The organism is Mesorhizobium sp. M0185 (assembly GCF_040322175.1).
In the GTDB taxonomy this organism is placed as follows: domain Bacteria; phylum Pseudomonadota; class Alphaproteobacteria; order Rhizobiales; family Rhizobiaceae; genus Mesorhizobium.
In genome coordinates this window covers 23,246-44,658 of the sequence record NZ_JAMYSY010000049.1, presented here as the reverse complement: position 1 = coordinate 44,658, position 21,413 = coordinate 23,246, and the positions used below count along the sequence as shown (strand labels likewise).

Below are 21,413 nucleotides of genomic sequence, written 5' to 3'. Positions count from 1 at the left end.
CCCGCCCCCCGGCGCGCCCGCGGCCGCGCGGCCCCCCCCCCCCACCTCCACCACCCCAAATTCCTCTCCATAACCCGCGTCCCCCCCCCCGCCCCCCACCCCCCCCCCGGCGCGGCCCGCCCTCCCCCCCCCCCCCCACCAGGCTTGGGAGGCTTAGCGAGCCGCGGTCCAGCCCTTGTAATCCTTCAAATTGTCGGCCGTGATCAGCTTCGGGTCGAGCAGCACCGTCGGCTCGGCCGGCTTCTTGCCGGCAAGCAGGTCAGCCGCCATCGTCAGCGACTGGCCGGCCATCACATAGGGATCCTGCGAAGCCGAGGCCTTGATCATCGACGTGCCGGAGGCGAGTTCCTTCTCGATATCGGGTGCACCGTCGACCGCGGTGAAGATGAACTCCGAGCGGTTGAGCTGCTTGGCCGCAAGCTGGGCGCCGATCGCCGTCGGATCGTTGATGGCGAAGACCGCGTCGACCTTGTCGAAACGCGTCAGCAGCGACTGGAACACTTTCAGGCCGCCGTCACGCGAGCCTTCGGCGTTCTGGTCGTCGGAAAGGATCCTGATGTCGGGGTGCTTTGCCAGCACGTCCTTGCAGCCCTTGACCCGCTCCAGGATCGACGACGAGGCCGGGCCATTGAGGATGACATAGTCGCCCTTGCCGCCGGTATGATCGACCAGATACTGGCACGCCTCTTCGCCGGCCTTGACGTTGTTGGTCATCACGGTGACGTCGGCGCCCGGCGCCGAAACGTCGAAAGCGGCAACGACGATGCCGGCCGCCTGCGCCTTCTTCACCGCCGGCGCGATCGCCTTGGCATCGACTGCGTTGAGCATGATGACGTCGACACCGGCAGCGATGAAGGAATCGACCTGCGATACCTGCTTGTTGAGATCGTAGTCGGCCGATACCGAGGTCACCTGCACATTCGGGTTGATCTTCTTGGCCGCGTCCTCGATGCCCTTGATGGTGGCGACGAAGAACGGGTTGCCGAGCAGTCCGACCGAGATGCCGACTTTGTTCAGATCCTTTGCCGATGCCGGCGCGATGACGGCGGCCGCAAGGGCGACGCCGCAGAGCAGTTTAGCGATGGTCTTCATTGTTTTATTTTCCTCCTGATGCCCCGCGCCTCTCACGGTGCGTTACACATGAAACCGGCTCGTTGGATGCCGGCGACTAAGGGCCATCACGTTCTTGCTCCTGCCTGGAGCCGGTAACGGTCGAGGGCGACCGCCACGATGATGACCAATCCCTTGATGATGTACTGCCAGATGTCCGAAACACCGGCGAGGATGAGCCCGTTGGACAGCACGGCGATGATCAGGCCGCCGATCAGCGTGCCCCAGATCGAGCCGACACCGCCGACGAAACTGGTGCCGCCGAGGATGACTGCGGCAATGGCGTCGAGTTCGTAGGACTGGCCGAGCTGAAGCCCGTTGGCGGCATAGAGCCGGGCCGCCGACATGGCGCCGCCAAGGCCGGCCAGAAGGCCGGAAACGCCGTAGACGAAGAGCAGCACCAGCGGCACCTTGATGCCGGTCAGCCTGGCGGCCTCGGCGTTGCCGCCGACGGCGTAGATCCAGGTGCCGAGCACGGTGCGCTTGAGCACCAGCCAGGACAGGACGACGACCGCCAGCGCGATGATTACCAGCCACGGAATGCCGAACAGCGAACCGTTGCCGATGAAGTCGAACGGCAGGTCCGCGTTGAACACCGTCGTGTCCTGGCCGAGCAGGCGGGCGACGCCGCGCACGGCGGTCAGCGATCCCAGCGTGACGATGAAGGGCGGCAGCTTGATATAGGCGATCAGCAGCCCGTTGATGACGCCGAAACCGAGCCCGACGAGAATGGCCGCAGGCACGCCCAGCAGTCCCCAATCGGGCACCAGCGACACCATCACCGCCACCATCGCCGAGGCGGCAAGGATCGAGCCGACGGACAGGTCGATGCCGCCGGTCAGGATGACGAAGGTCATGCCGGCGGCCAGCACGATGTTGATCGACGATTGCTGCATGACGATCAGCAGATTGGTCTGGGTGAAAAAGCGCGGATTGATGAACTGGAAGCCGACCGCCAGCAGGATCAGGATCGGCAGCATGCCGAGTGCGGCGATGGCGGTACGCCATCTCGTGCTCCTGCCGACCGCCCGGTCGTCCGCTTTCATCGTGTCGGCCACCTTGTCGGTCATCGCTGAGCCGCTCCCGTTGCAAGTTCCATGATCGCTTCCTGCCGCAGCGGCTCGCCCTCCGACGCCGTCACCTCGCCGGCAATGGTGCCGTCGCGCATCACCAGCACGCGGTCGGCGATGCCGATCACCTCCGGCAGTTCGCTGGAGATCATCAGGATGGCGATGCCTTTCTTGGCCAGATTGTCGATCAGCCGATAGATTTCCGACTTCGCCCCGACATCGACGCCGCGGGTCGGCTCATCGAGGATGACGACCTGCGGCTCGGTTTCCAGCAGGCGGGCGAGCAGCACCTTCTGCTGGTTGCCGCCCGACAGCGAGCCGGCATTGGCCTGCACCGAGCTGGTGCGGATGGAGAGGTCTGACACCGCCTTGGCGGCGCGCTTTTCGGCAGCCGTGAAGTCGCGCAAACCGCCGGCCTTCGCGTCCTTTGCCAGCACGCCCATGCTGATATTGTCGGAGATCGACATGTCGAGAAACAGGCCAAGTTGCTTGCGGTCCTCGGTCAGGTAGGCGATGCCGGCATCGAGCGCCTCGCTCGGCGAACCGATGGATATCGGTTTGCCGCCGAGCTCCAGCATGCCTGATGTGTGCCTGTCGGCGCCGAAGATCAGCCGTGCCAGTTCGGTGCGGCCCGAGCCGACCAGGCCGGCCAGTGCCAGCACCTCGCCCTTGTGGAGGTCGAAGGAACAATTCTTTATGAGATTGCCGTCCGACATGCCGCGCACCGACAGCGCGATGGCGCGCTTGCTGTCCGGCGGACGGTGATCCTTCTTGTAGAACGTCGACAGATCGCGCCCGACCATCATCGATACCAGGCGCGAGGCGTTCAGGTCGGCGCGGTCGAGCGTGCCGACATAGCCGCTGTCGCGTAGCACGCTGACGCGGTCGGCGAGCTGGTAGACCTCTTCCATGCGGTGGCTGATGTAGATGATGGCGATGCCTTGCGACTTCAGCGTCGCGATCACGTCGAACAGCCGGTCGGTCTCACGCGAGGTCAGCGACGTGGTCGGCTCGTCCATGACGATGATACGCGCATTGGTCGACAGCGCGCGGGCGATTTCCACCAGCTGTCGCTCGCCGAGCGACAGGCTTGCGACCGGAGTGCGCGCCGAGAAGGTCACGCCGAGCCGCGCGATGATCTCGCTGGCGCGCCGATTGCACTGCTCGCGGTCGACAACGCCGAACCGTCGCGGCTCGTTGCCGAGAAAAATGTTCTGCGCTACCGACAGATTAGGCGCCAGCGACAGCTCCTGATATATGACCGCAATGCCGGCGGCGCGCGCCTTGATCGGGTCGCCCGTCGCGGCCGGCACGCCGTCGATCAGGATTTCGCCGCCGGGGTCCGGCCGGTAGGCGCCGGACAGCACCTTCATCAGCGTCGACTTGCCGGCACCGTTTTCGCCCATCAGCGCGTGCAGCTCGCCGGCGTGAACGGTCAGCGACACATCGTGCAAGGCGCGGATCGCAGCGAACGTCTTGGAGATGTGGCGCATCTCCAGCACCGGCTGGCGCACCGTCTCGATCCGGGCGGCGGCGCTCATCGCGCACCTCCTGCAGCTGCGCTGGCCACAGCCCGGTCGGCGGCAAGGCCGCGCCAGTCGTTGCGATAGCCGGCAAGGCCGCTGAAACTTGCCGCATGCACCGCCTCCGGCGCTTCGGTGGCAAACTCGCGTCCGACGCTTTCGAAGGCAAGTGCGGCAGCACCGGTGGCGCTGCCCTCCAGCGTTGCGCCCTGCAGGAAAGCCTGCCCGGGCCGCAACTGCGCCAGCAACGCGGCAAGCAGCCCGCCATTGTTCAGGCCGCCGTCGACGATCACTGTGTTGTCCGAATGGATCAACTCGAGGCACAGATCGACCATCAGCGCGACATAGAGCAGCGCCATGGCCGCGCGTTCCTCGGCATTGGGCGTACGCCCGACCAGTTCGCCGCGGCGGTGCGGCATCGGGCCGCCGGGCGCGAAGCTCGGCAGCGCCATAATGCCGGCGTCGATCACCCGTTGTATCGATGACGGCGCGATTGCGCCCTGCCAGCCGGCGCTGATCGTGGCGAATTCGCGCCCGCCCATGAAGCGGACGGTTGGCACCGGGCCGCCATCGACATCGACATTGACCAGCATGTCGCGCTCGCCGTCGAGTGCGTCGAGCGGGCAGTCGGGATTGAGCACGACCACCCAGGTGCCGGTCGAGACCACGGTCACCGGCCCGAGCTGCTGCCGGCGGTAGGCATGGAGCGCGGCATTGCTGTCGTGGACGCCATTATGGATGGCGACTGGCTTCGCGGCCTGGCCGAAGCGCTGCTCGCCGATCACCGCGCCGGCGCGCTCGAAGGCGGGCATCTGGCCGCGCCAGCCCTCGGCATCGACCAGCGAGCTGAAATCGCGTTTGCGCGGCGCCCATAAATGCGAGTGGCAGCCAAGATACGACACTTCCGATACCGGCCGGCCGCCAAACCGCCAGCTCCAATATTGGGGGTAGCCGAGGATCGATCTCGCTGCGGCGAAGGCACCGGGCTCCACCTCGTTCAGCCACAACATGTGGCGGCCGTAGTTGAAGCCAAGCGGCAGGCGCGGCGAAAAGGTCTCGGCAAAATCCGGAATGCGGCGGTCGATCTGCGCGGCGATTTCAGCTGGCGGTTCCTGCTCGTAATCGAGGATCGGATGCGTCAGCGCGGCTTCGTCGACCAACGCGAAGGTGCAGCCATGGCCGGATACCATCAGCCCTTCCACGCCATGCGTGTCGACTGCAGCATCGATGGCGCGAGCCGCCCAGTCGTGCAGCGCTGGCTCGTTGAGCACGCTGAAGCCGCCTTTGTGGATCCAGCTCGGCTGGCTGCGGCGCTCGTCGAGGATCTGTCCGTCCTGGCCGAAGACGAACAGCTTCGAATTGGTCTTGCCGAAATCGAGGACGGCGATGTTCACTGGGCGCCTCCCGAGGAAGCCGCGATCCGCACCATGACGCCGGCATCTTCGAGCATGCGGGCATCTGTCTCGGACAGGCCGTCATCGGTGACCAGCGTGCCGATCCGCGACAGCGGCAGTGCCACATTGCGCGCGTGGATCGACAGTTTTCGGCTGTCGGCCAGCACGACGATCTGGTCGGCGCAGAGGCTGAGCTCGACGATCGAGCGGACCAGCAGCGGGTGCGATTCCAGAAGGCCTTCCTGGCCGATGCCTTGCGCGCCGAGAAAGAACTTCGAGGCGTAGAACGGCACCGTCTGCGTCAGCGAATGGATGATGCCCGGCTCGCGGTGCAGTTCGCCGCCGGCGACGGTGAGGCCGCAATGGCCGTGGTCGCTGAGATAGGCCGCGAGCGGCATCGAGTTGGTGTAGAGCCGGATGTTGCGGTCGGCGAGCTTGACGCCGAGATGGAAGCAGGTCGAACCGCCATGCACGATGACCGCGTCGCCGTCGCGCACCATGGTGACGGCGAGAGCGGCGATCTGCCGCTTGGCCTCGACGGCGAGGTCGCGGTTCTCGTCATAGGGCCTGGCATAGGCGACGCCGGCTTGCGAAGCGCCATCGAGCGCCGAGATGCCGCCATAGACCTTGCGCGCTTCGCCGGCCTCGTCGATCTTGTCGATGTCGCGCCGCACTGTCGCCGCCGACACGCCAAGCCGCTCCTGCAGCTCGCGCACCGATGCGAAAGGCCGGTCCCGCAAAAGCTCGACAATCTGGCGCTGGCGGCCGGAGTCGCTCAACCCTTACCTCCCAATGCGCTTGCCTCCCAAGCATTTTGCACGGCATTGCCATTTTGCACGGCAATTGGTGCAACTTACTCAACACGCCTCGGATTGCAAGCCTGATCTGACGCGATAACATCACTGTTGACGTAACTTACTCGCATCTGCGATACCAGCGTCGGTCTTCGTCCCGGCACCGGGACGTCCAAAGCCGTGGCCACGCGGCCGGTTTGTGGAGGAATTTCGATGACGATCAGTGCGGATGCGCAGGAACTGGCAGCGCTGCGGTCGCTTTCGGCCGCCATCGGCAGCGACCCGCATCTGACCCAGGCCGCCGGCGGCAACACCTCGCTGAAAGCCGGCGACACGCTCTGGATCAAGGCCTCCGGCACCTGGCTGAAGGACGCGCTCATCGCGGACATCATGGTGCCGGTCGGCATCCCGCCATTGCTCGACGCCATCGAACGGCGCGACCCGGCCGCCGAACAGCCGCAGGCCTTCACTGTCGGCGCCCTCAACGCGCGCGGCTTGCGCCCGTCGATCGAGACCACCGTGCATGCGCTGATGCCGCAGCGCATCGTTCTGCATGTTCACTGCGTCGAGACCATTTCGCTGGCCGTGCAGGCCGACTGCGAGGCCGAGGCCGCCAGGCGGCTCGACGGCCATCAATGGGCGTATGTTCCCTATCGCCGGCCGGGACTGCCGCTCGCGCAGGGTATCGCCGAGCGCCTTCGGCCAGGCGTGGATATCCTGATCCTCGGCAATCACGGCCTGGTCGTTGCAGCCGAGACCGTCGCCGCGGCCGACATGCTGCTGCGGCGCGTGACACGACTGTTGGCGCGGCCGCCGCGCCGGGTGGCGGAACCGGACATCGCGGCATTGACGGCGCGCGCCGGCGACAGCGACTACAGATTGCCGGCGGACGTTGAGGCGCATGCGGTGGCGATCGACCCCGAAAGCTGCCGCATGGCTTCGGGTGGCAGCCTCTACCCCGACCACGTCATCTTTCTCGGCGAAGGCTCGGTCGTGGCGAGACCGGACGAGGGTGTGAAGCGCGTCATCGAGCGCTGCGGCGCCGCACCCGTGGCGATCCTGTTTCCTGGACTCGGCGTGTTGATGCGCGGCGACGCCGGCGCCGGTGCCGACGCCATGCAGCGCTGCCTTTCCGACGTGACAGCGCGGATCGATGTCGCGGCGAAGCTGAATTATCTGACAGCGGCGGAGAATGACGAGCTGATCAACTGGGACGCCGAAAAATATCGCCAGAAACTCAATGCCGGAGGCAGCTGACATGCCGCGTTCGTCTGGTCCGCTTGCCATCGGCATCGACATCGGCACATCCGGCGCGCGCGCCGTCGCCATGCGTCCGGACTTTTCCATTGCCGCGCATTCCGCTATTGCCCTCGAGCGATTTGGGCCGAACGGCCGCGACCCCGCCATATGGTGGGAGGCGGTCGGCGCGACGTTGGCGGAACTGCTCAAATGTATCGATCGCGCGGCAGTGCGCTCGATCGCCGTCGACGGTACGTCGGGCACGCTGCTGCCGGTCGACGGCGCCGGGCGGCCGCTGGCCGAACCGCTGATGTACAACGACAAGGTCGCTGACGACACTATTCTGACAGCAATAGCCGGCGCGGCACCGGCAACGAGCGCTGCACTTGGGGCGACCTCCGGTCTCGCCAAGGCGCTGTCTTTCCAGCACCTGCCCGGCGTCGCCACTGTGCTGCACCAGGCAGACTGGATCGCCGGACAGTTTTCCGGCCGCTTCGATGTCAGCGACGAGAACAACGCCCTGAAGACCGGCTACGACGTCGAGGCCCGGCGCTGGCCGGACTGGATCGCGGCGACCGGCGTGCGCATGGAATTCCTGCCCCGCGTCGTGCGGCCGGGCGATGTCACGGACACGCTCACCGCCAGCGCTGCGAAAATGTTCGGCCTGCCGCGCGACGTGGTTATCGTTGCCGGCACGACGGATGGCTGCGCCTCATTCCTGGCGACCGGTGCGAGTGCCGCGGGCGACGGCGTTACCGCGCTCGGCTCGTCGCTGACCATCAAGATCCTCTCCGACCGGCCGATCTCGGCGCCGCAATTCGGCATCTACAGCCATCGGCTGGGTGACACCTACCTGGCGGGCGGCGCCTCGAACTCCGGCGGCAAGGTGCTGGCCCAGCATTTCCCCGTCGCCCGCATTGTCGAACTCAGCAAAAAAATCGACCCGGCGACGAAGACCGGCCTCGATTATTACCCGCTGCCGGCGCCGGGCGAACGCTTCCCCATAGCCGATCCGGCGCTGCCGCCGCGCCTCGAGCCGCGGCCCGCCGACGACGCCGACTATCTGAAAGCGATGTTCGAGGGTATTGCGGCGATCGAAGCGCTCGGCTATCGCCGGCTTGCCGAACTCGGCGCCCCCCGGCTGACATCGGTCAGGAGCGTCGGCGGCGGTGCGGCCAATCCGGCCTGGACAGCGATCCGGCAGCGCAAGCTTGGCGTCGCTCTCGTGCCGGCTCTTTCGGAGGAGGCCGCTGCCGGCACGGCGCGGCTGGCGCTGATGGGCGCAAGCGCAGCGGGGCTTTTATGACGGCCAAGGCAATTCAACACCTCGACGGCATCGCCGCGCTGACCGACCGCTATCAGGTGTTCCTGCTCGACCAATTTGGTGTGCTGCACGACGGCACCAGCGCCTATCCAGGTGCTGTCGAAGCGTTGTCGGCACTCAAGCGCGCCGGCAAGACCATCGTACTGATCTCGAATTCCGGCAAGCGGGCGCAACCCAATGAGCGCCGCCTGCTGAAGCTCGGCTTCGAACCGGGAAGCTGGGATCACTTTGTCTCCTCCGGCGAGGTGGCGTGGCGCTCCTTCCACCAAATGGCAGCATCCGGAGCCCTGCGCCCGCAGACAAAATGCCTGCTGATCCGCCGCGACAATGACCGTTCGGCTGTCGACGGCCTGCCCTTCGTCCTGGCCAAGGACGGCGACGATGCCGAACTGGTGCTGATTTCCGCCAGCGAGGGCGATCGCTACGACCTCGACCATTATCGCCGGCTTCTTGGTCCGGCGGCGGCGCGGCGGGTGCCATGCTTCTGCACCAATCCCGACAAGATCATGCTGACTGCCGTCGGCCCTCGCTTCGGCGCCGGCCGGCTCGCCGATCTCTATGAGAGCCTCGGCGGCAGCGTGGTGCGCATTGGCAAGCCCAATCCGCAGATATTCGAGGCAGCGCTGGCACTGGCGGGCCACCCGGAGCGCGACAGCGTGATCTGCGTCGGCGACAGCGTCGAGCACGACATCGCCGGCGGCAACGGCGTCGGCGTCGCGACGACGCTGGTCCTGTCGGGCATATTGGCGGGGGCGCCTGACCTGGAGGACGTTTTCGCCACGCTGAACGCCCGTCCCGACTACATCGCGGATAGCTTCAGGTTTCGCTGAGTTGTTAGGGCGAGACAAAGCTAATCCAGGTTGAAACGCCCGATCACCGGCACATGGTCCGAGGGCCGCTCCCAGCCGCGCGCCGGCCGCAGGATTTCAGAGCCGGCAAAATGCGGCACCAGGTTTGGCGACGACCAGACATGGTCGAGGCGGCGGCCGCGATTTGAGGCCTGCCAATCCTGGGCGCGATAGCTCCACCAGGTGTAGAGTTTCTCCTCGTAGGGCACATTGAGCCGCATCAGGTCGATCCAGTCGCCGGCGAGCCGCATTGCCTCGAAGTTTTCCGTCTCGACCGGCGTATGGCTGACGACATTGAGGAGCTGCTTGTGCGACCAGACATCGTGCTCGAGCGGCGCGATGTTGAGGTCGCCGACCAGGATCGAGCCGGAGTGCTCGTCATGCTCGGCGCGGACGGCGTTCATCTCGGCAACGAAATCGAGCTTGTGCTTGAACTTGCGGTTGACGGCCGGGTCGGGCTCGTCGCCGCCGGCCGGAACGTAGAAATTGTGCAGCAGGATCGTTTTGCCGCCGGCGTTGACGGTGACCGACAGATGCCGGCTGTCGTCGATCTCGCAGAAGCGGCGCTTTTCGACCACCTCGATCGGCCGCCGCGCTATGGTGGCAACGCCGTGATAGCCCTTCTGGCCATGGAAGGCGATGTGCTCGTAGCCGAGCTTGCGGAACGCCTTCTCCGGAAACAATTCGTCCGGAACCTTGGTTTCCTGCAGGCAGAGCACGTCCGGCGCCTGCTCGACCAGCAGGCGTTCGACGATCGGCATACGTAGCCGGACGGAGTTGATGTTCCAGGTAGCGACTGAAAACGGCATGTGGGTTCCGGACAACGCGAGATCCGCCGGATGGGTCCGGCGGAAGTCAATCGCGGAAACTACTGCCAGCCGCGCACCGCAAAGACAAGCCGGCGCTTGGCCGAGCCTGTCATGGTCGAGTCCGGTGCTGCCCCTCATCCGTCTGCCGACACCTTCTCCCCGTATAGTGACGGGGAGAAGGGGCTGGCCGCACGCTTGGTGCTCTTTTTGCAATGCGAAAAATTGGCGAAACCGACGATGAGAGCGCCCCTCTCCCCGTCACTATACGGGGAGAGGATGCCGGCAGGCAGGTGAGGGGCGGCGCTGACGCCCGAAGAGAATTTACCGCGTCTTGGTGTTCAGCTCGCGGTTCGCCGTATAGTCGATGGCGAAGGTGTCGGGGGCGAAGCTGACGCCCTCCTTGGTGTTGAAGATCATCACCGTCGTATCCTTGCCTTGCGCATCGGTGATGGTCCACTGCCGCAATTCATAGGATTTCGGATCGAACATCATGGTGATCTTCGAATTGCCGAACACCGATTTGTCGGCAAGCTGGATGGTGGTGAGATCGTCCTCTTCCTTGACGCTTCTGACGCGTCCACCCGACAGATCGATCTTGTCGTCGAGCAGCAGCTTCAGCGGCGTCTTCGACAGCGGATAGAGGTCGGAGGTCCGCAGCTTCTTGTTGAGGATGACCACCGACTTGCCGTCGGAAATCACCCTGAAATTCGAGGCGCCGTCATAATTGAAGCGTATCTTGCCCGGTCGTTCCAGAAAGAACTTGCCGCCGGTCTGCTCGCCCTTGGGCCCGAACTGCACAAACTCGCCGCTCATCGATTTGACCGAGGAGAAATGATCGGCGATCTTCTGCGCCGTCGCCGGAACCGCTGCTTGCGCCGACGCCAGCAGCTGGAAGCCGGGCACGACATTGGCGGCCGCCGCACCGGCCAGGACCAGGCCGAGGCCGAGCACCTGCCGGCGGGTTGGGGCGAAATCCCTGCTTTGGGCGAGAGTTGCGTTTTTCATGCCGGTCACCATCATCTGATTGCTTGCTCGTTATATTGGTCTGGCCCCCCAGTTGGGCTTAAGTTTGGCGGACCGCACGGCGCCCGTCCGTTGCAACGCGCCAAAAGGTTCAAAGTTGCCGGCGCGGATGCGCTCTAGAACTTGTCGTCCTCCGTCGGCACCAGGATTTCGCGTTTTCCGGCATGATTGGCCGGGCCGACAATGCCTTCCTTCTCCATCTTCTCGATGATCGAGGCGGCGCGGTTGTAGCCGATGCCGAGCCGGCGCTGGATGTAGCTGGTCGAGGCCTTGCCGTCCCGCAGCACCACCGCAACCGCCTGGTCGTAGGGATCGTCGGAATCCTCGAAATTGCCGCCGTCGCCGCCGCCACTGCCTTTGCCCGACGGCTCATCGTCATCCTTGTCGTCGTCCTCGGTGATGGCGTCGAGATATTCCGGCACGCCCTGCAATTTCAGATGCGCGACGATCTTCTCCACCTCGTCGTCGGAGACGAAGGGACCGTGCACGCGCTGGATGCGGCCGCCGCCGGCCATGTAGAGCATGTCGCCCATGCCGAGCAGCTGTTCGGCGCCCTGTTCGCCCAGGATGGTGCGGCTGTCGATCTTCGATGTCACCTGGAAGGAGATGCGGGTCGGGAAATTCGCCTTGATGGTGCCGGTGATGACGTCGACCGACGGCCGCTGCGTCGCCATGATGACATGGATGCCGGCGGCGCGCGCCATCTGCGCCAGGCGCTGCACCGCGCCTTCGATGTCCTTGCCGGCGACCATCATCAAATCGGCCATCTCGTCGATGATGACGACGATGTAGGGCATCGGCTCGAGGTCGAGGTTCTCCGTCTCGTAGATCGCCTCGCCGGTTTGGCGGTCGAAGCCGGTCTGCACGGTGCGCGAGATCCTTTCGCCCTTTTTCTCGGCCTGCTGCACGCGCGCGTTGAAGCCGTCGATGTTGCGGACGCCGACCTTGGACATCTTGCGGTAGCGGTCCTCCATCTCCCGCACGGTCCATTTCAGCGCCACCACCGCCTTCTTCGGATCGGTGACGACCGGCGTCAGAAGATGCGGAATGCCGTCATAGACCGAGAGCTCCAGCATCTTTGGATCGATCATGATCAGCCGGCAGTCCTGCGGCGTCAGCCGGTAGAGCAGCGACAGGATCATGGTGTTGATGGCGACGGACTTGCCCGAGCCGGTGGTGCCGGCGACCAGCACGTGCGGCATTTTGGCGATGTCGACGATCACCGCCTCGCCATTGATGGTCTTGCCCAGCGCCAGCGCCAGCTTGGCCTTGGTGGTTTCGAAATCGCGGCTGGCCATGATCTCGCGCAAATAGACCGTCTCGCGCCTGGCGTTCGGCAATTCGATGCCGATCGCGTTGCGGCCGGGCACCACGGCGACACGGCAGGCGATGGCGCTCATCGAGCGGGCGATGTCGTCGGACAGGCCGATGACCCGCGACGATTTGATGCCGGGCGCCGGTTCCAGCTCGTAAAGCGTGACGACCGGACCCGGACGGACATGGATGATTTCGCCCTTGACGCCGAAATCCTCCAGCACGCCCTCGAGCAGGCGGGCGTTCTGCTCCAGCGCGTCCTTGGACAGGCTGGCGTCGCGCACCACGTTCTTTGGTTCCGACAGGAAGTGCAGCGACGGCATCTCGAATTTTTCCGAGCCGATCAGCGAAGTCTGCGCCTCGCGCTGGACGCGGGCGCCGGGGGCCGGCCGCGGCGCCGGCGCCTCGACGCGTGTCGCCGCGTCGGAACGGAAGTTCTGCACCTTGACCGTTGGCGCGGCGCGGCGCTGGCCGGCCGGCTCGGGCGCGAAATCCATGTCGTCGTCATTGTCGTCGTTATCGAAGACGTCGGCATCGTCAGGGTCGATCGAGGCACTGCGGTCGTTGACCATGGCGGCGAAGAATTCCGGCTCGACGCGGGCGCGCCCGCCCGGGCTCATCCGCGCCTCGGCGAACTCGGCCGATTCGACCCGTTCGGCCGCCCGCCGCCAGGCGCTGGGGCGCGGTTCCATCTCCGGCTCGAAATCGTCGCGCTCGCGCCGGCGCGCGGCGCGGCGGCGCAGATAGGCCCGCAGCGACAGCCACCAGTGGGTGATGGCGCCAAGCGCCAATATACCTTCGTCGCCCTCGTCCTCTTCATTGTCGAAAAGCAGGTCGTCCTGCGGATCGGGCACTGCAGGCTGTTCGAGGACGGCAAAACCGTTCTTGCGCGAAATCAGCGCCGAGCCATACAAGAATACCCACAGCGCCGGCGCTGCCAGGAGCACGGCGAGCACGCTGGCGACGAGGCCGGTCGGATAGCCGCCGATGACCAGGCCCGGGATATTGAGCACCATGTCGCCGAAGACGCCGCCGAGGCCGGTCGGCAGCGGCCAGGTCTTGGGCGGCACGACGCAGCCGGCAATTGCCGCGCCAAGCAGCGAAAACCCGAACCAGGCCAGCGCCCGTTTCGGCAGCCGGTCGACGCCGCGCGCGGTAAACAGCAGAAATCCCCAGATCACCGCCGGCACCAGCGCCGCAACGGCGGCAAGTCCGAAGAACTGCATGGCAATGTCGGAAAAGACGGCGCCGGCATAACCCATTGCATTGGTGACGATATTGTCGGTGGCGTGCGAAAAGCTCGGATCGGCGACGTTCCAGGTGGCAAGGGCGGCGACGCCGAAACCAACCAGAGCAAACAGCCCGGCACCGACCAGCCGCCCGACCTGGCGCCTCGCGAACGACCGGATGCCGTGCTCCGTATCGGCCAGCGCAAGCGGTGCTGAAGCCCCTAAACGCATGCTCTTCCTCGTCTGTCGTTGCCCGGCCGGGCGCGGACGCGCAACACGGCAGATTCGGCTGTCAGACTAGCGGCGGGAAGGTTAAGGGCGCATTAACCATGGGCATTCTGCGTCACCGGAACGGGCGACCGCCACCACAGTTCGGAGCCGCTGCGGCCGCTGTTGCACGCCGCCGGCGGATCGAGCACCTTGGTCAAGCGATCGTGATCGAGCCATAACGGCCGCCTACGCACAAAAAAGAGGCCCGGAAGGTTTCCGGGCCTCAAGGCGTGAGCCCTTTCGGGAGCATCACGACGGGATCTTCCCGGCACCGGCAAACGCCGGTGCCAGCCAATAAACCTCACGGCACCACTTCGCCGTGCTGGCTGATGTCGAGGCCTTCGACCTCTTCCTGGGTCGAAGGACGCAGGCCGACCAGCGCCTTGACGATATAGAGGATCACGAAGCTCGCGATCGCCGTCCACAGGATGGTGAAGACGATACCGTAGAGCTGCTTGCCGACAGAGGCACCCGAGCCAAGGCTGTTGATCGCCGGATCGGCGAGCACGCCGGTCAGCAATGCACCGATGATGCCGCCGATGCCGTGCACGCCGAATGCATCGAGCGAGTCGTCATAGCCGAAGGCGTGCTTGAGCTTGACGGCCGAGACGTAGCAGAGCACGCCGGCGACGATGCCGACGATGAAGGCGCCGGTCGGATTGACGAAACCGGAAGCCGGCGTCACCGCGACCAGGCCGGCGACAGCGCCCGAGATGATGCCAAGCACGCTCGGCTTCTTGGCGACGATCCATTCGGCGAACATCCAGGCGAGCGCCGCAGCGGCAGCGGCAACCTGGGTGTTCAGCATCGCGGCACCGGCAAGGCCGTCGGCGGCCAGTTCCGAGCCGGCGTTGAAGCCGAACCAGCCGACCCACAGCAGCGAAGCGCCGATGACGGAGTAGACGAGGTTGTGCGGCGCCATGTTGGTGGTGCCGTAGCCTTCACGTTTGCCGAGAACCAGCGCGCAGACCAGGCCGGCAACGCCGGCGTTGATGTGAACGACCGTGCCGCCGGCGAAATCGAGAACGCCGGCTGTGCCGAGGAAGCCGCCGCCCCACACCCAGTGCGCGATCGGGGCGTAGACCACCAGCAGCCACGCGCCCATGAAGATGAGCAGCGCCGAGAACTTCATGCGTTCGGCGAAGGCGCCGGCAATCAGCGCCGGCGTGATGATGGCGAAGGTCATCTGGAACATCGAGAAGACGAACTCAGGAATGTTCGCCACGCCCGGCAGCCACAGCGAGGAGGTGGTGATGCCGTTGTGGAAGAACTTCGAGAAGCCGCCGAGATAGGCATTCATGCCGCCGCCATCCGAGAAGGCCAGCGAGTAGCCGAACATGAACCACAGCACCGTCACCAGGCAGGTGATGGCAAAGCTCTGCATGATGGTGGCGAGCACGTTCTTTTTGCGCACCATGCCGCCATAAAACAGCGCCAGGCCCGGTACGGTCATCATCAGCACCAGCGCCGTCGAGGTCAGCATCCAGGCTGTGTTGCCGGTGTCGAGCGCGGGCGCAGGGGCAGCCGGCGCCGCCGGTGCCGCTTCCTGCGCGAACGCAGCAACCGTGCCCAGTGCAGCGAGAGCGAGCGAACCTAAAACGGCCGCGCGTCCCGTTATCTTCAAGGTGGAAGGAATATTCATTGAACTCTCCATTGGAATACGTATCCGCAGCTCAAAGCGCGTCGGTGTCTGTTTCGCCGGTGCGAATGCGCACCGCCTGGTCGATGCCGAAAACGAAGATCTTGCCGTCGCCGATCTGGCCGGTCTTGGCCGCCGCGGTGATGGCTTCGACGGCCTTGTCGACCATGTCGACAGCGACCGCGACTTCGATCTTGATCTTCGGCAGGAAGCTGACCGCGTATTCCGCCCCGCGATAGATTTCCGTGTGCCCCTTCTGACGTCCGTAGCCTTTTACTTCGGTGACGGTCAGGCCCTGGATGCCGACTGCGGTGAGCGCCTCGCGCACCTCGTCGAGCTTGAACGGCTTTATGATTGCCATCACGATCTTCATAAGGTTTCACCCTTTGCTGTTGCGGGTCCCCGCGTTTGCACGACTTCGCCGATCCCCATGAGAGCCGGAGAGTGCCCGCTAGGATTCAAGCTCCGTGCCAATTGCCGAAGCAGGGTGTTAAGCTGTTGTTAAACAAGGAAATCGGGAAGGTCTGTCGACTGCCTGTTCACAGGCGGGGCAGTGCATATGCTTAAAAAATAGGCAAATTTCGAAAAATGCCTACTCCGCAGGCGGCCGCTTCAGCCGGATGAGTCCTTCTTGGGCAACCGAGGCGATCAAGGTGCCGTCGCGGGCAAACAGCGAGCCGCGGGTAAAGCCACGCGATCCTTGCGTCGACGGGCTGTCTTGCGTGTACAGCATCCAGTCGTCGAGCGGATGGCTGCGGTGGAACCACATTGCGTGGTCGAGGCTGGCTGCCTGGATATCACGATCGAAAATGGCGCGGCCATGGGCAAAGGTCGAGGTGTCGAGCAGCGTCATATCCGAGAGGTAAGCGAGCACGGCCGCCTGCGTGGCGCGGTCGGCCGGCACCGGGCCGGTGGTGCGGATCCAGATGTTCTGCTTCGGCTCGAGCTTTTCCCGGCTGGTATAATGCTTCAGCATCACCGGCTTCATCTCGATCGGCCGGTCGCGCTCCCAATAGCGCTTGATGCCGTCGGGCACGGCTTCGCCGAACTTGCCCAGCAATTCGCGCTGCGACAGCAACGTGTCGGGCGCCGGCACGTCCTGCGGCATCGGCACCTGATGTTCCAGGCCGACCTCATCCTGCTGGAACGAGGCTTCCAGCGAAAAGATCGCCTGGCCGTGCTGGATCGCCACGACGCGGCGCGTGGTGAAGGAGCCGCCGTCACGGATGCGGTCGACCTCGTAGATGATAGGCACCTTGGTGTCGCCCGGCCGCATGAAATAGCCATGCAGCGAATGCACGTGGCGCTCGGGCTCGACCGTTCGCTGCGCGGCGACCAGCGCCTGGGCGATGGTCTGGCCGCCGAAGATGCGCTGCCAATCGAGCTTGGGGCTGCGACCACGATACAGGTTGTGTTCCAGCTGCTCGAGGTCGAGAATGCCGAGAAGCTCGTCCATGGCTGCCGTCATCTTGACCTCGCCGAAAAATTGCCATGGCGGTTTCCGACAGGAACAGCGGGCAGTCAAGGGCGGAATGCCCGGCGACAGTCAGGCTGCGAAAGGAATTGCCATGGTCGACAGCAAGAATTCGCTCGACGTTCTGGTCGCCGGCGCCGGTTATATCGGCCTAGCCGCCGCCGTGTCGCTGAAGCAGGCGCGGCCGAGCCTCGCCATCGCCGTCGTCGATGCAGCACCTGCCGGCGCCTGGCAGAAGGACGGCCGCGCCTCGGCGATTGCCGCCGCCGCGTGCCGCATGCTCGACCAGCTCGGCGTCTGGAACGAGATCGCGCCGGAGGCGCAGGCAATCACCGAAATGATTGTCACCGATTCGCGCACATCCGATCCGGTCCGCCCGGTGTTCCTCACCTTCGACGGCGAGGTCGCGCCCGGCGAACCCTTTGCGCATATGGTCGCCAACAAGGATTTGAACGGCGCCTTGCGCCGGCGCGCCGAACAACTCGGCATCGGCATCATCGAAGGAGTCGCCGTCAGCGCCTTCGACATCAACGGCGCCGGCATAACCGTGCATCTTGCCGATGGCGCGACGCTGAAGGCGCGGCTGCTGGTTGCCGCCGACGGCGTCAATTCGAAGCTGCGCGACATGGCCGGCATCAAGACGGTGAAATGGGAGTATGGCCAGTCCGGCATCGTCTGCACGGTGGCGCACGAGCGGCCGCACAACGGCCGCGCCGAAGAGCATTTCCTTCCCGCGGGCCCGTTTGCCACGCTGCCGCTCAAGCCGGGCAAGGACGGCACCAACCGCTCGTCGATCGTCTGGGTCGAACGGTCGCAGGATGCCGAGAAACTGGTCAGTGGCGACACGCTGGTCCTGGAATATGAGCTCGAGCAGCGCTTTGGCCTGAAACTCGGAGAAATCCATATCGCCGACAAGCCGCGTGCCTGGCCGCTCGGGCTGATCATTGCGCGCGCCTTCGTCGCGCCGCGCATCGCCTTGGCCGGCGACGCCGCCCACGGCATCCACCCGATCGCCGGCCAGGGTCTCAATCTCGGCTTCAAGGACGTGGCGGCGCTGGCCGAAGTGGTGGTCGAGGCCGACCGGCTCGGCCAGGACATCGGCGCGCTCGACGTGCTCGAGCGCTACCAGCAATGGCGGCGTTTCGATACGGTGCAGATGGGCATCACCACCGATGTGCTGAACCGGATGTTTTCCAACGATTTCGGCCCGCTGCGCACTTTGCGGGACATCGGCCTCGGCCTCGTCGAGCGCATGCCCCGGCTGAAGGGGTTTTTCATCCGCCAGGCGTCGGGTCTGTCCGGCGACACGCCGAAACTGTTGAAGGGCGAGGCGATCTAAACAGGCCCTGAAGCTTCCCCAACTTCGTCATCCTTGGGCGTAGCGACGCGAAGCGGAGAGAAGACCCCAGGATGACGAAGCGATCAGGCGTCTCGGCTTAATCGCCATGCGGTCTGCCAAATTTCCGTGTCAGGGAACTTAGTTGACCTCGAAGCCCAGCTTCTGGCGCAGCCGCAGCATGCGCTGGTCGGGAATCTGCAGGTTTTGTCCGCCGGCTTCCGCCGCACGGCCGACCATCCGCAGCAGATCGCTCCTTTCGGCCGCGTCGAGCCGTTCGCGCAGGAACGGTGCCAGCTTGTCGATGACGACCGTGGCGTCGTCGATTTGCGATGCCGCCCATTTGGCGTAGATCACCGCTTCATCGGTCTGTTTTTTGTCGGCAATCTCCGAGATCACCGATCGAATGGCAGCTTCGCGTTGCGGCAGCACAGGACCATGTTCGGAAACGATGGCGGTGATCAGCGTCGCGGCGGCGACGACCGGATCGTCGATCGCCGTCAGCGGCGAGAGCGCCGCCTGCTTGCGCAGTTTCTTGCGGCGGACGTTGCCCTGCACGCGGCCAACGACGTCGGCAACCTCACGCGCCGCGTCGTTCATGGTCTTCAGCCGGTACCACCAGAACGCCGCTGCCCCGAGCAGGCCGATTGCTGCAATCAATATATGCATGCCCCGAAATCCCCCGATCTCGGCGACCATAGGAGAAGTATTGCTTCGCTTCAACACGCAAAAGTTGCGTCCGATGAGGAAAACGAAAGCCCGCGCCAGTCGTTGGTCGCCACCGCTCCGCGGAGGAAACTTATCGAGAGATCTCTATGACCCGGGCACCTTGTAGATCGCCCGCACCTCGATCGTGCCGATTTCGGCCAGCGGAATCTCGCCCGCGATCTCCAGCGCCTCGTCGAGGCTCTCGGCCTCGATCATGACGAAACCGAGCAACTGCTCCTTGGTTTCGGCGAAGGGGCCGTCGGTGACCAGCCGCTTGCCCTTGCGCCTGCGAACGGTTTTCGACGTTTTCACCGATTGCAGCGCCTGCGCGATGATCAGCATCCCGCGTTGGTCCAATGACCGGTCATGGGCCATCGAATCGGCGTCGAGCTTGGCCAGCCTCTCGGGGGTCATTGCGTGGAGATCTTTTTCTTCACCATAGACCAGGCAAACATACTTCATTTTTATCTCCATTCCTGGCTTGAAGCCGAAGACGAGGCTACGGAAATCTCCGCGGAGCCCTTGCCTGCCGCAGAATCGAGACCGGCCGCAGCATAGTCGAGAAGAGATACCGCAATCCCAATGATGGCAATCGCCGCAAGCAGTCGGCCGAAGCCGGAAGGCTGCAGGCGCGACCAGTCGGCTTGTTGTTCACCGGCCCTGTGGCCGGTGCTTGTCCAGTGAGCAGAAAACAGATTGTTCATGTGGTCCTCCATCCGGCCACCAAGTCCATGGCCGCCCGCAGGACGGCCGGGACAGATGGAAGTCGACATTTTTGCACGCAGATTTTTTTCGAATTTTTTTCGCTCGACATGATGTGTCACGCCGCCGCCGATACGAAAGCGTGGGTGGCCTTCGCTCCCGCGCGCGCTATAGTCGACTGGATGCCGATCACGGGCTCAATCACGACAATCAAGGAGGAATTGATGGACCGCACCGCCAACGCCGTTTGGAAAGGCAGTTTCAAGGAAGGCAAAGGCACGCTCGATACACAGAGCGGGACGCTGAAGGGCACGCCCTATTCCGCCAAGATGCGTTTCGAGGACGAGAGCGGCAAATCCGGCACCAACCCGGAAGAGCTGATCGCCGCCGCCCATGCCAGCTGCTACGCCATGCAGCTTTCGCATTTCCTCGCCGAGAACGGCACCCCGGCTGCCGAGCTCGACGCCAAGGCCGTGGTAACGCTGGTCCCCGGCACCGGCATCACCGGCAGCGCGATCACGCTGGTCGGCAAGGTGCCGGGCATCGATGCCGCCAAGTTCAAGGAATTGGCCGAAAAGGCCAAGGCCGAATGCCCGGTCTCGAAGGCGCTCGGCGCCATCAAGGTATCGCTCGACGCCAGGCTCGGGTGAGAGCTGGTCTGCGGAAAGCGGGCGATCCTTCGCGCCCCCCTCTGCCCTGCCGGGCATCTCCCCCACGAGTGGGGAGATTGGCCGTCATCCTGCCTTTCGCCAATCTCCAACGCTGAATGAGAGGCGGGACGGCGAAGCTGCCAATCTCCCCCCTCGTGGGGGAGATGTCCGGCAGGGCAGAGGGGGGGCGCTGTCCCGCCAACCTCTCGAATGATTATTGGCTTTTTTCGTCAACGAGCGCGTCGAGACGGGCGCGCAATGCCGCGACCTCTTCCTCGAGGGCCTGCACGCGCGTCTCCAGATCCGACGCCGGCGAGGACGACTGCAGGGGCGCTGCGGCAGCCGACAGCTGCGGCGGCCCGCTGAGCAGATGGACATAGCGATCCTCGCGCTGGCCTGGGCCGCGATCGATCTGCTGGACCAGCGGTGGCCGGCGGCCGATCAGCAGATCGAGATTGCCGCGAAGCTCGTCGATCGACGGCAGCCGCGCCATGCGCTCGCTTCGCGCCAGCAATTCATAGGCCGTCTGCGGGCCGCGCAGCAGCAACAGGCCGAGCAGCGCGATCTGCGCCGAGGTCAGGGAAAAGCGCTGCGCCACCACATGCTCGTAGCGCTCGACGCGCGACGCGAACACCTGCCTGACTAGGCCCTTCTGCTCGAGCTGGCCAAGCGCTCGTCTGACCTCGGCAAGCTCGACCGACATCACCGGCTCGCGCGCCGTCTTCTGGTTGGCCGCCGCATGTGCCGCATTGAGCGTCAGCGGATAGACGTCCGGCGTCAGCTCCTTCTTCTCGATAAGGCAGCCGAGCACGCGGGCTTCGATGGGAGAGAGGATGGGAAGGTCGATATCGGTCATAAGTTTGCTATCCTTTCGAACTCGGCGGGACAGCGCCCCCCTCTGTCCTGCCGGACATCTCCCCCTCTAGTGGGGAGATTGGCTGTCATCACCGCTTCGCC

General features: G+C 64.8%; 20 protein-coding genes. 5 read left to right on the top strand and 15 right to left on the bottom strand.

Features of this window, described 5'->3' with window-relative positions:
* Positions 1-153 precede the first annotated feature (153 nt).
* The 5 genes from NKJ20_RS27805 to NKJ20_RS27785 all read right to left on the bottom strand — a co-directional run bounded on the left by NKJ20_RS27805 (position 154) and on the right by NKJ20_RS27785 (position 5,876).
* Positions 154-1,092 carry an ABC transporter substrate-binding protein gene (locus tag NKJ20_RS27805; protein ID WP_352748472.1) on the bottom strand — a complete coding sequence of 313 codons (939 nt, stop codon included), beginning with the start codon at positions 1,090-1,092 and terminating at the stop codon, positions 154-156.
* An 86-nt stretch (positions 1,093-1,178) separates the two neighbouring features.
* A complete protein-coding gene (locus NKJ20_RS27800; RefSeq protein ID WP_502894527.1) occupies positions 1,179-2,156 on the bottom strand; it encodes an ABC transporter permease subunit in 978 nt (325 codons plus the stop codon).
* A 20-nt stretch (positions 2,157-2,176) separates the two neighbouring features.
* Positions 2,177-3,721: a sugar ABC transporter ATP-binding protein gene (locus NKJ20_RS27795; protein ID WP_352748469.1), complete on the bottom strand. Its 1,545-nt coding sequence runs from the start codon at positions 3,719-3,721 to the stop codon at positions 2,177-2,179.
* Complete coding sequence (locus NKJ20_RS27790; RefSeq protein ID WP_352748466.1) at positions 3,718-5,097, bottom strand: FGGY-family carbohydrate kinase; 1,380 nt, start codon at positions 5,095-5,097, stop codon at positions 3,718-3,720. Before NKJ20_RS27790 ends, NKJ20_RS27795 begins: the two co-directional genes overlap by 4 nt.
* Positions 5,094-5,876, bottom strand: coding sequence for a DeoR/GlpR family DNA-binding transcription regulator (locus NKJ20_RS27785; RefSeq protein ID WP_352748463.1), 783 nt, complete (start codon positions 5,874-5,876; stop codon positions 5,094-5,096). The genes NKJ20_RS27790 and NKJ20_RS27785 overlap by 4 nt, the downstream gene beginning before the upstream one ends.
* Before the next feature lie 228 nt (positions 5,877-6,104).
* Here NKJ20_RS27785 and NKJ20_RS27780 point away from each other — a divergent pair, with 228 nt between their 5' ends.
* Genes NKJ20_RS27780 through NKJ20_RS27770 form a run of 3 tightly spaced genes read left to right on the top strand, consistent with a single transcriptional unit; the run spans position 6,105 to position 9,284 of the window.
* On the top strand, positions 6,105-7,148 hold the full coding sequence (locus tag NKJ20_RS27780; protein WP_352748461.1) for a class II aldolase/adducin family protein: 1,044 nt from the start codon (positions 6,105-6,107) through the stop codon (positions 7,146-7,148).
* 1 nt (position 7,149) lies between these two features.
* On the top strand, positions 7,150-8,436 hold the full coding sequence (locus NKJ20_RS27775; protein WP_352748457.1) for an FGGY-family carbohydrate kinase: 1,287 nt from the start codon (positions 7,150-7,152) through the stop codon (positions 8,434-8,436).
* Positions 8,433-9,284: a TIGR01459 family HAD-type hydrolase gene (locus NKJ20_RS27770; protein WP_352748454.1), complete on the top strand. Its 852-nt coding sequence runs from the start codon at positions 8,433-8,435 to the stop codon at positions 9,282-9,284. Before NKJ20_RS27775 ends, NKJ20_RS27770 begins: the two co-directional genes overlap by 4 nt.
* Positions 9,285-9,304: 20 nt before the next feature.
* Here NKJ20_RS27770 and NKJ20_RS27765 read toward each other — a convergent pair whose 3' ends face one another.
* The 6 genes from NKJ20_RS27765 to tesB all read right to left on the bottom strand — a co-directional run bounded on the left by NKJ20_RS27765 (position 9,305) and on the right by tesB (position 17,054).
* Positions 9,305-10,111, bottom strand: a complete 807-nt coding sequence (locus tag NKJ20_RS27765) for an exodeoxyribonuclease III (RefSeq protein WP_352748451.1) — start codon at positions 10,109-10,111, stop codon at positions 9,305-9,307.
* A gap of 321 nt (positions 10,112-10,432) precedes the next feature.
* The gene (locus NKJ20_RS27760; protein WP_352450147.1) at positions 10,433-11,116 is read right to left on the bottom strand and encodes an outer membrane lipoprotein carrier protein LolA; all 684 of its coding nucleotides are present in this window, start codon (positions 11,114-11,116) and stop codon (positions 10,433-10,435) included.
* A 134-nt stretch (positions 11,117-11,250) separates the two neighbouring features.
* Positions 11,251-13,908 carry an FtsK/SpoIIIE family DNA translocase gene (locus NKJ20_RS27755; protein WP_352748448.1) on the bottom strand — a complete coding sequence of 886 codons (2,658 nt, stop codon included), beginning with the start codon at positions 13,906-13,908 and terminating at the stop codon, positions 11,251-11,253.
* 340 nt (positions 13,909-14,248) lie between these two features.
* Positions 14,249-15,571 carry an ammonium transporter gene (locus tag NKJ20_RS27750; RefSeq protein WP_352540949.1) on the bottom strand — a complete coding sequence of 441 codons (1,323 nt, stop codon included), beginning with the start codon at positions 15,569-15,571 and terminating at the stop codon, positions 14,249-14,251.
* Positions 15,572-15,620: 49 nt separating this feature from the next.
* Complete coding sequence (locus tag NKJ20_RS27745) at positions 15,621-15,959, bottom strand: P-II family nitrogen regulator (protein WP_023679755.1); 339 nt, start codon at positions 15,957-15,959, stop codon at positions 15,621-15,623.
* A gap of 219 nt (positions 15,960-16,178) precedes the next feature.
* Positions 16,179-17,054: an acyl-CoA thioesterase II gene (tesB, locus tag NKJ20_RS27740; RefSeq protein WP_031212697.1), complete on the bottom strand. Its 876-nt coding sequence runs from the start codon at positions 17,052-17,054 to the stop codon at positions 16,179-16,181.
* Between the two features lie 100 nt (positions 17,055-17,154).
* Between tesB and NKJ20_RS27735 the strand changes: the two genes are divergently transcribed.
* A complete protein-coding gene (locus tag NKJ20_RS27735; RefSeq protein WP_352748475.1) occupies positions 17,155-18,399 on the top strand; it encodes a ubiquinone biosynthesis hydroxylase in 1,245 nt (414 codons plus the stop codon).
* 138 nt (positions 18,400-18,537) lie between these two features.
* Here NKJ20_RS27735 and NKJ20_RS27730 read toward each other — a convergent pair whose 3' ends face one another.
* The 3 genes from NKJ20_RS27730 to NKJ20_RS27720 all read right to left on the bottom strand — a co-directional run bounded on the left by NKJ20_RS27730 (position 18,538) and on the right by NKJ20_RS27720 (position 19,808).
* Complete coding sequence (locus tag NKJ20_RS27730; protein ID WP_352748445.1) at positions 18,538-19,065, bottom strand: hypothetical protein; 528 nt, start codon at positions 19,063-19,065, stop codon at positions 18,538-18,540.
* A gap of 144 nt (positions 19,066-19,209) precedes the next feature.
* Positions 19,210-19,566, bottom strand: coding sequence for a YciI family protein (locus tag NKJ20_RS27725; RefSeq protein WP_352748442.1), 357 nt, complete (start codon positions 19,564-19,566; stop codon positions 19,210-19,212).
* Positions 19,567-19,568: 2 nt separating this feature from the next.
* A complete protein-coding gene (locus tag NKJ20_RS27720; RefSeq protein ID WP_352450153.1) occupies positions 19,569-19,808 on the bottom strand; it encodes a hypothetical protein in 240 nt (79 codons plus the stop codon).
* A gap of 222 nt (positions 19,809-20,030) precedes the next feature.
* On the opposite strand from NKJ20_RS27720, the gene NKJ20_RS27715 reads away from it, so the two are divergent.
* Complete coding sequence (locus tag NKJ20_RS27715; RefSeq protein ID WP_352748439.1) at positions 20,031-20,456, top strand: OsmC family protein; 426 nt, start codon at positions 20,031-20,033, stop codon at positions 20,454-20,456.
* 214 nt (positions 20,457-20,670) lie between these two features.
* Here NKJ20_RS27715 and NKJ20_RS27710 read toward each other — a convergent pair whose 3' ends face one another.
* Positions 20,671-21,312, bottom strand: a complete 642-nt coding sequence (locus NKJ20_RS27710; protein WP_352748436.1) for a YceH family protein — start codon at positions 21,310-21,312, stop codon at positions 20,671-20,673.
* Between the last annotated feature and the right edge of the window lie 101 nt (positions 21,313-21,413).

Bases quoted from the DNA above. Each gene is read 5' to 3' on its own strand.
- NKJ20_RS27720 (WP_352450153.1), bottom strand. From the start codon at position 19,808: ATGAACAATCTGTTTTCTGCTCACTGGACAAGCACCGGCCACAGGGCC.
- NKJ20_RS27765 (WP_352748451.1), bottom strand. From the start codon at position 10,111: ATGCCGTTTTCAGTCGCTACCTGGAACATCAACTCCGTCCGGCTACGT.
- NKJ20_RS27770 (WP_352748454.1), top strand. From the start codon at position 8,433: ATGACGGCCAAGGCAATTCAACACCTCGACGGCATCGCCGCGCTGACC.
- NKJ20_RS27715 (WP_352748439.1), top strand. From the start codon at position 20,031: ATGGACCGCACCGCCAACGCCGTTTGGAAAGGCAGTTTCAAGGAAGGC.
- NKJ20_RS27735 (WP_352748475.1), top strand. From the start codon at position 17,155: ATGGTCGACAGCAAGAATTCGCTCGACGTTCTGGTCGCCGGCGCCGGT.
- NKJ20_RS27710 (WP_352748436.1), bottom strand. From the start codon at position 21,312: ATGACCGATATCGACCTTCCCATCCTCTCTCCCATCGAAGCCCGCGTG.
- NKJ20_RS27800 (WP_502894527.1), bottom strand. From the start codon at position 2,156: ATGAAAGCGGACGACCGGGCGGTCGGCAGGAGCACGAGATGGCGTACC.
- NKJ20_RS27730 (WP_352748445.1), bottom strand. From the start codon at position 19,065: ATGCATATATTGATTGCAGCAATCGGCCTGCTCGGGGCAGCGGCGTTC.
- NKJ20_RS27795 (WP_352748469.1), bottom strand. From the start codon at position 3,721: ATGAGCGCCGCCGCCCGGATCGAGACGGTGCGCCAGCCGGTGCTGGAG.
- NKJ20_RS27775 (WP_352748457.1), top strand. From the start codon at position 7,150: ATGCCGCGTTCGTCTGGTCCGCTTGCCATCGGCATCGACATCGGCACA.
- NKJ20_RS27745 (WP_023679755.1), bottom strand. From the start codon at position 15,959: ATGAAGATCGTGATGGCAATCATAAAGCCGTTCAAGCTCGACGAGGTG.
- NKJ20_RS27780 (WP_352748461.1), top strand. From the start codon at position 6,105: ATGACGATCAGTGCGGATGCGCAGGAACTGGCAGCGCTGCGGTCGCTT.
- tesB (WP_031212697.1), bottom strand. From the start codon at position 17,054: ATGACGGCAGCCATGGACGAGCTTCTCGGCATTCTCGACCTCGAGCAG.
- NKJ20_RS27805 (WP_352748472.1), bottom strand. From the start codon at position 1,092: ATGAAGACCATCGCTAAACTGCTCTGCGGCGTCGCCCTTGCGGCCGCC.
- NKJ20_RS27755 (WP_352748448.1), bottom strand. From the start codon at position 13,908: ATGCGTTTAGGGGCTTCAGCACCGCTTGCGCTGGCCGATACGGAGCAC.
- NKJ20_RS27725 (WP_352748442.1), bottom strand. From the start codon at position 19,566: ATGAAGTATGTTTGCCTGGTCTATGGTGAAGAAAAAGATCTCCACGCA.
- NKJ20_RS27760 (WP_352450147.1), bottom strand. From the start codon at position 11,116: ATGAAAAACGCAACTCTCGCCCAAAGCAGGGATTTCGCCCCAACCCGC.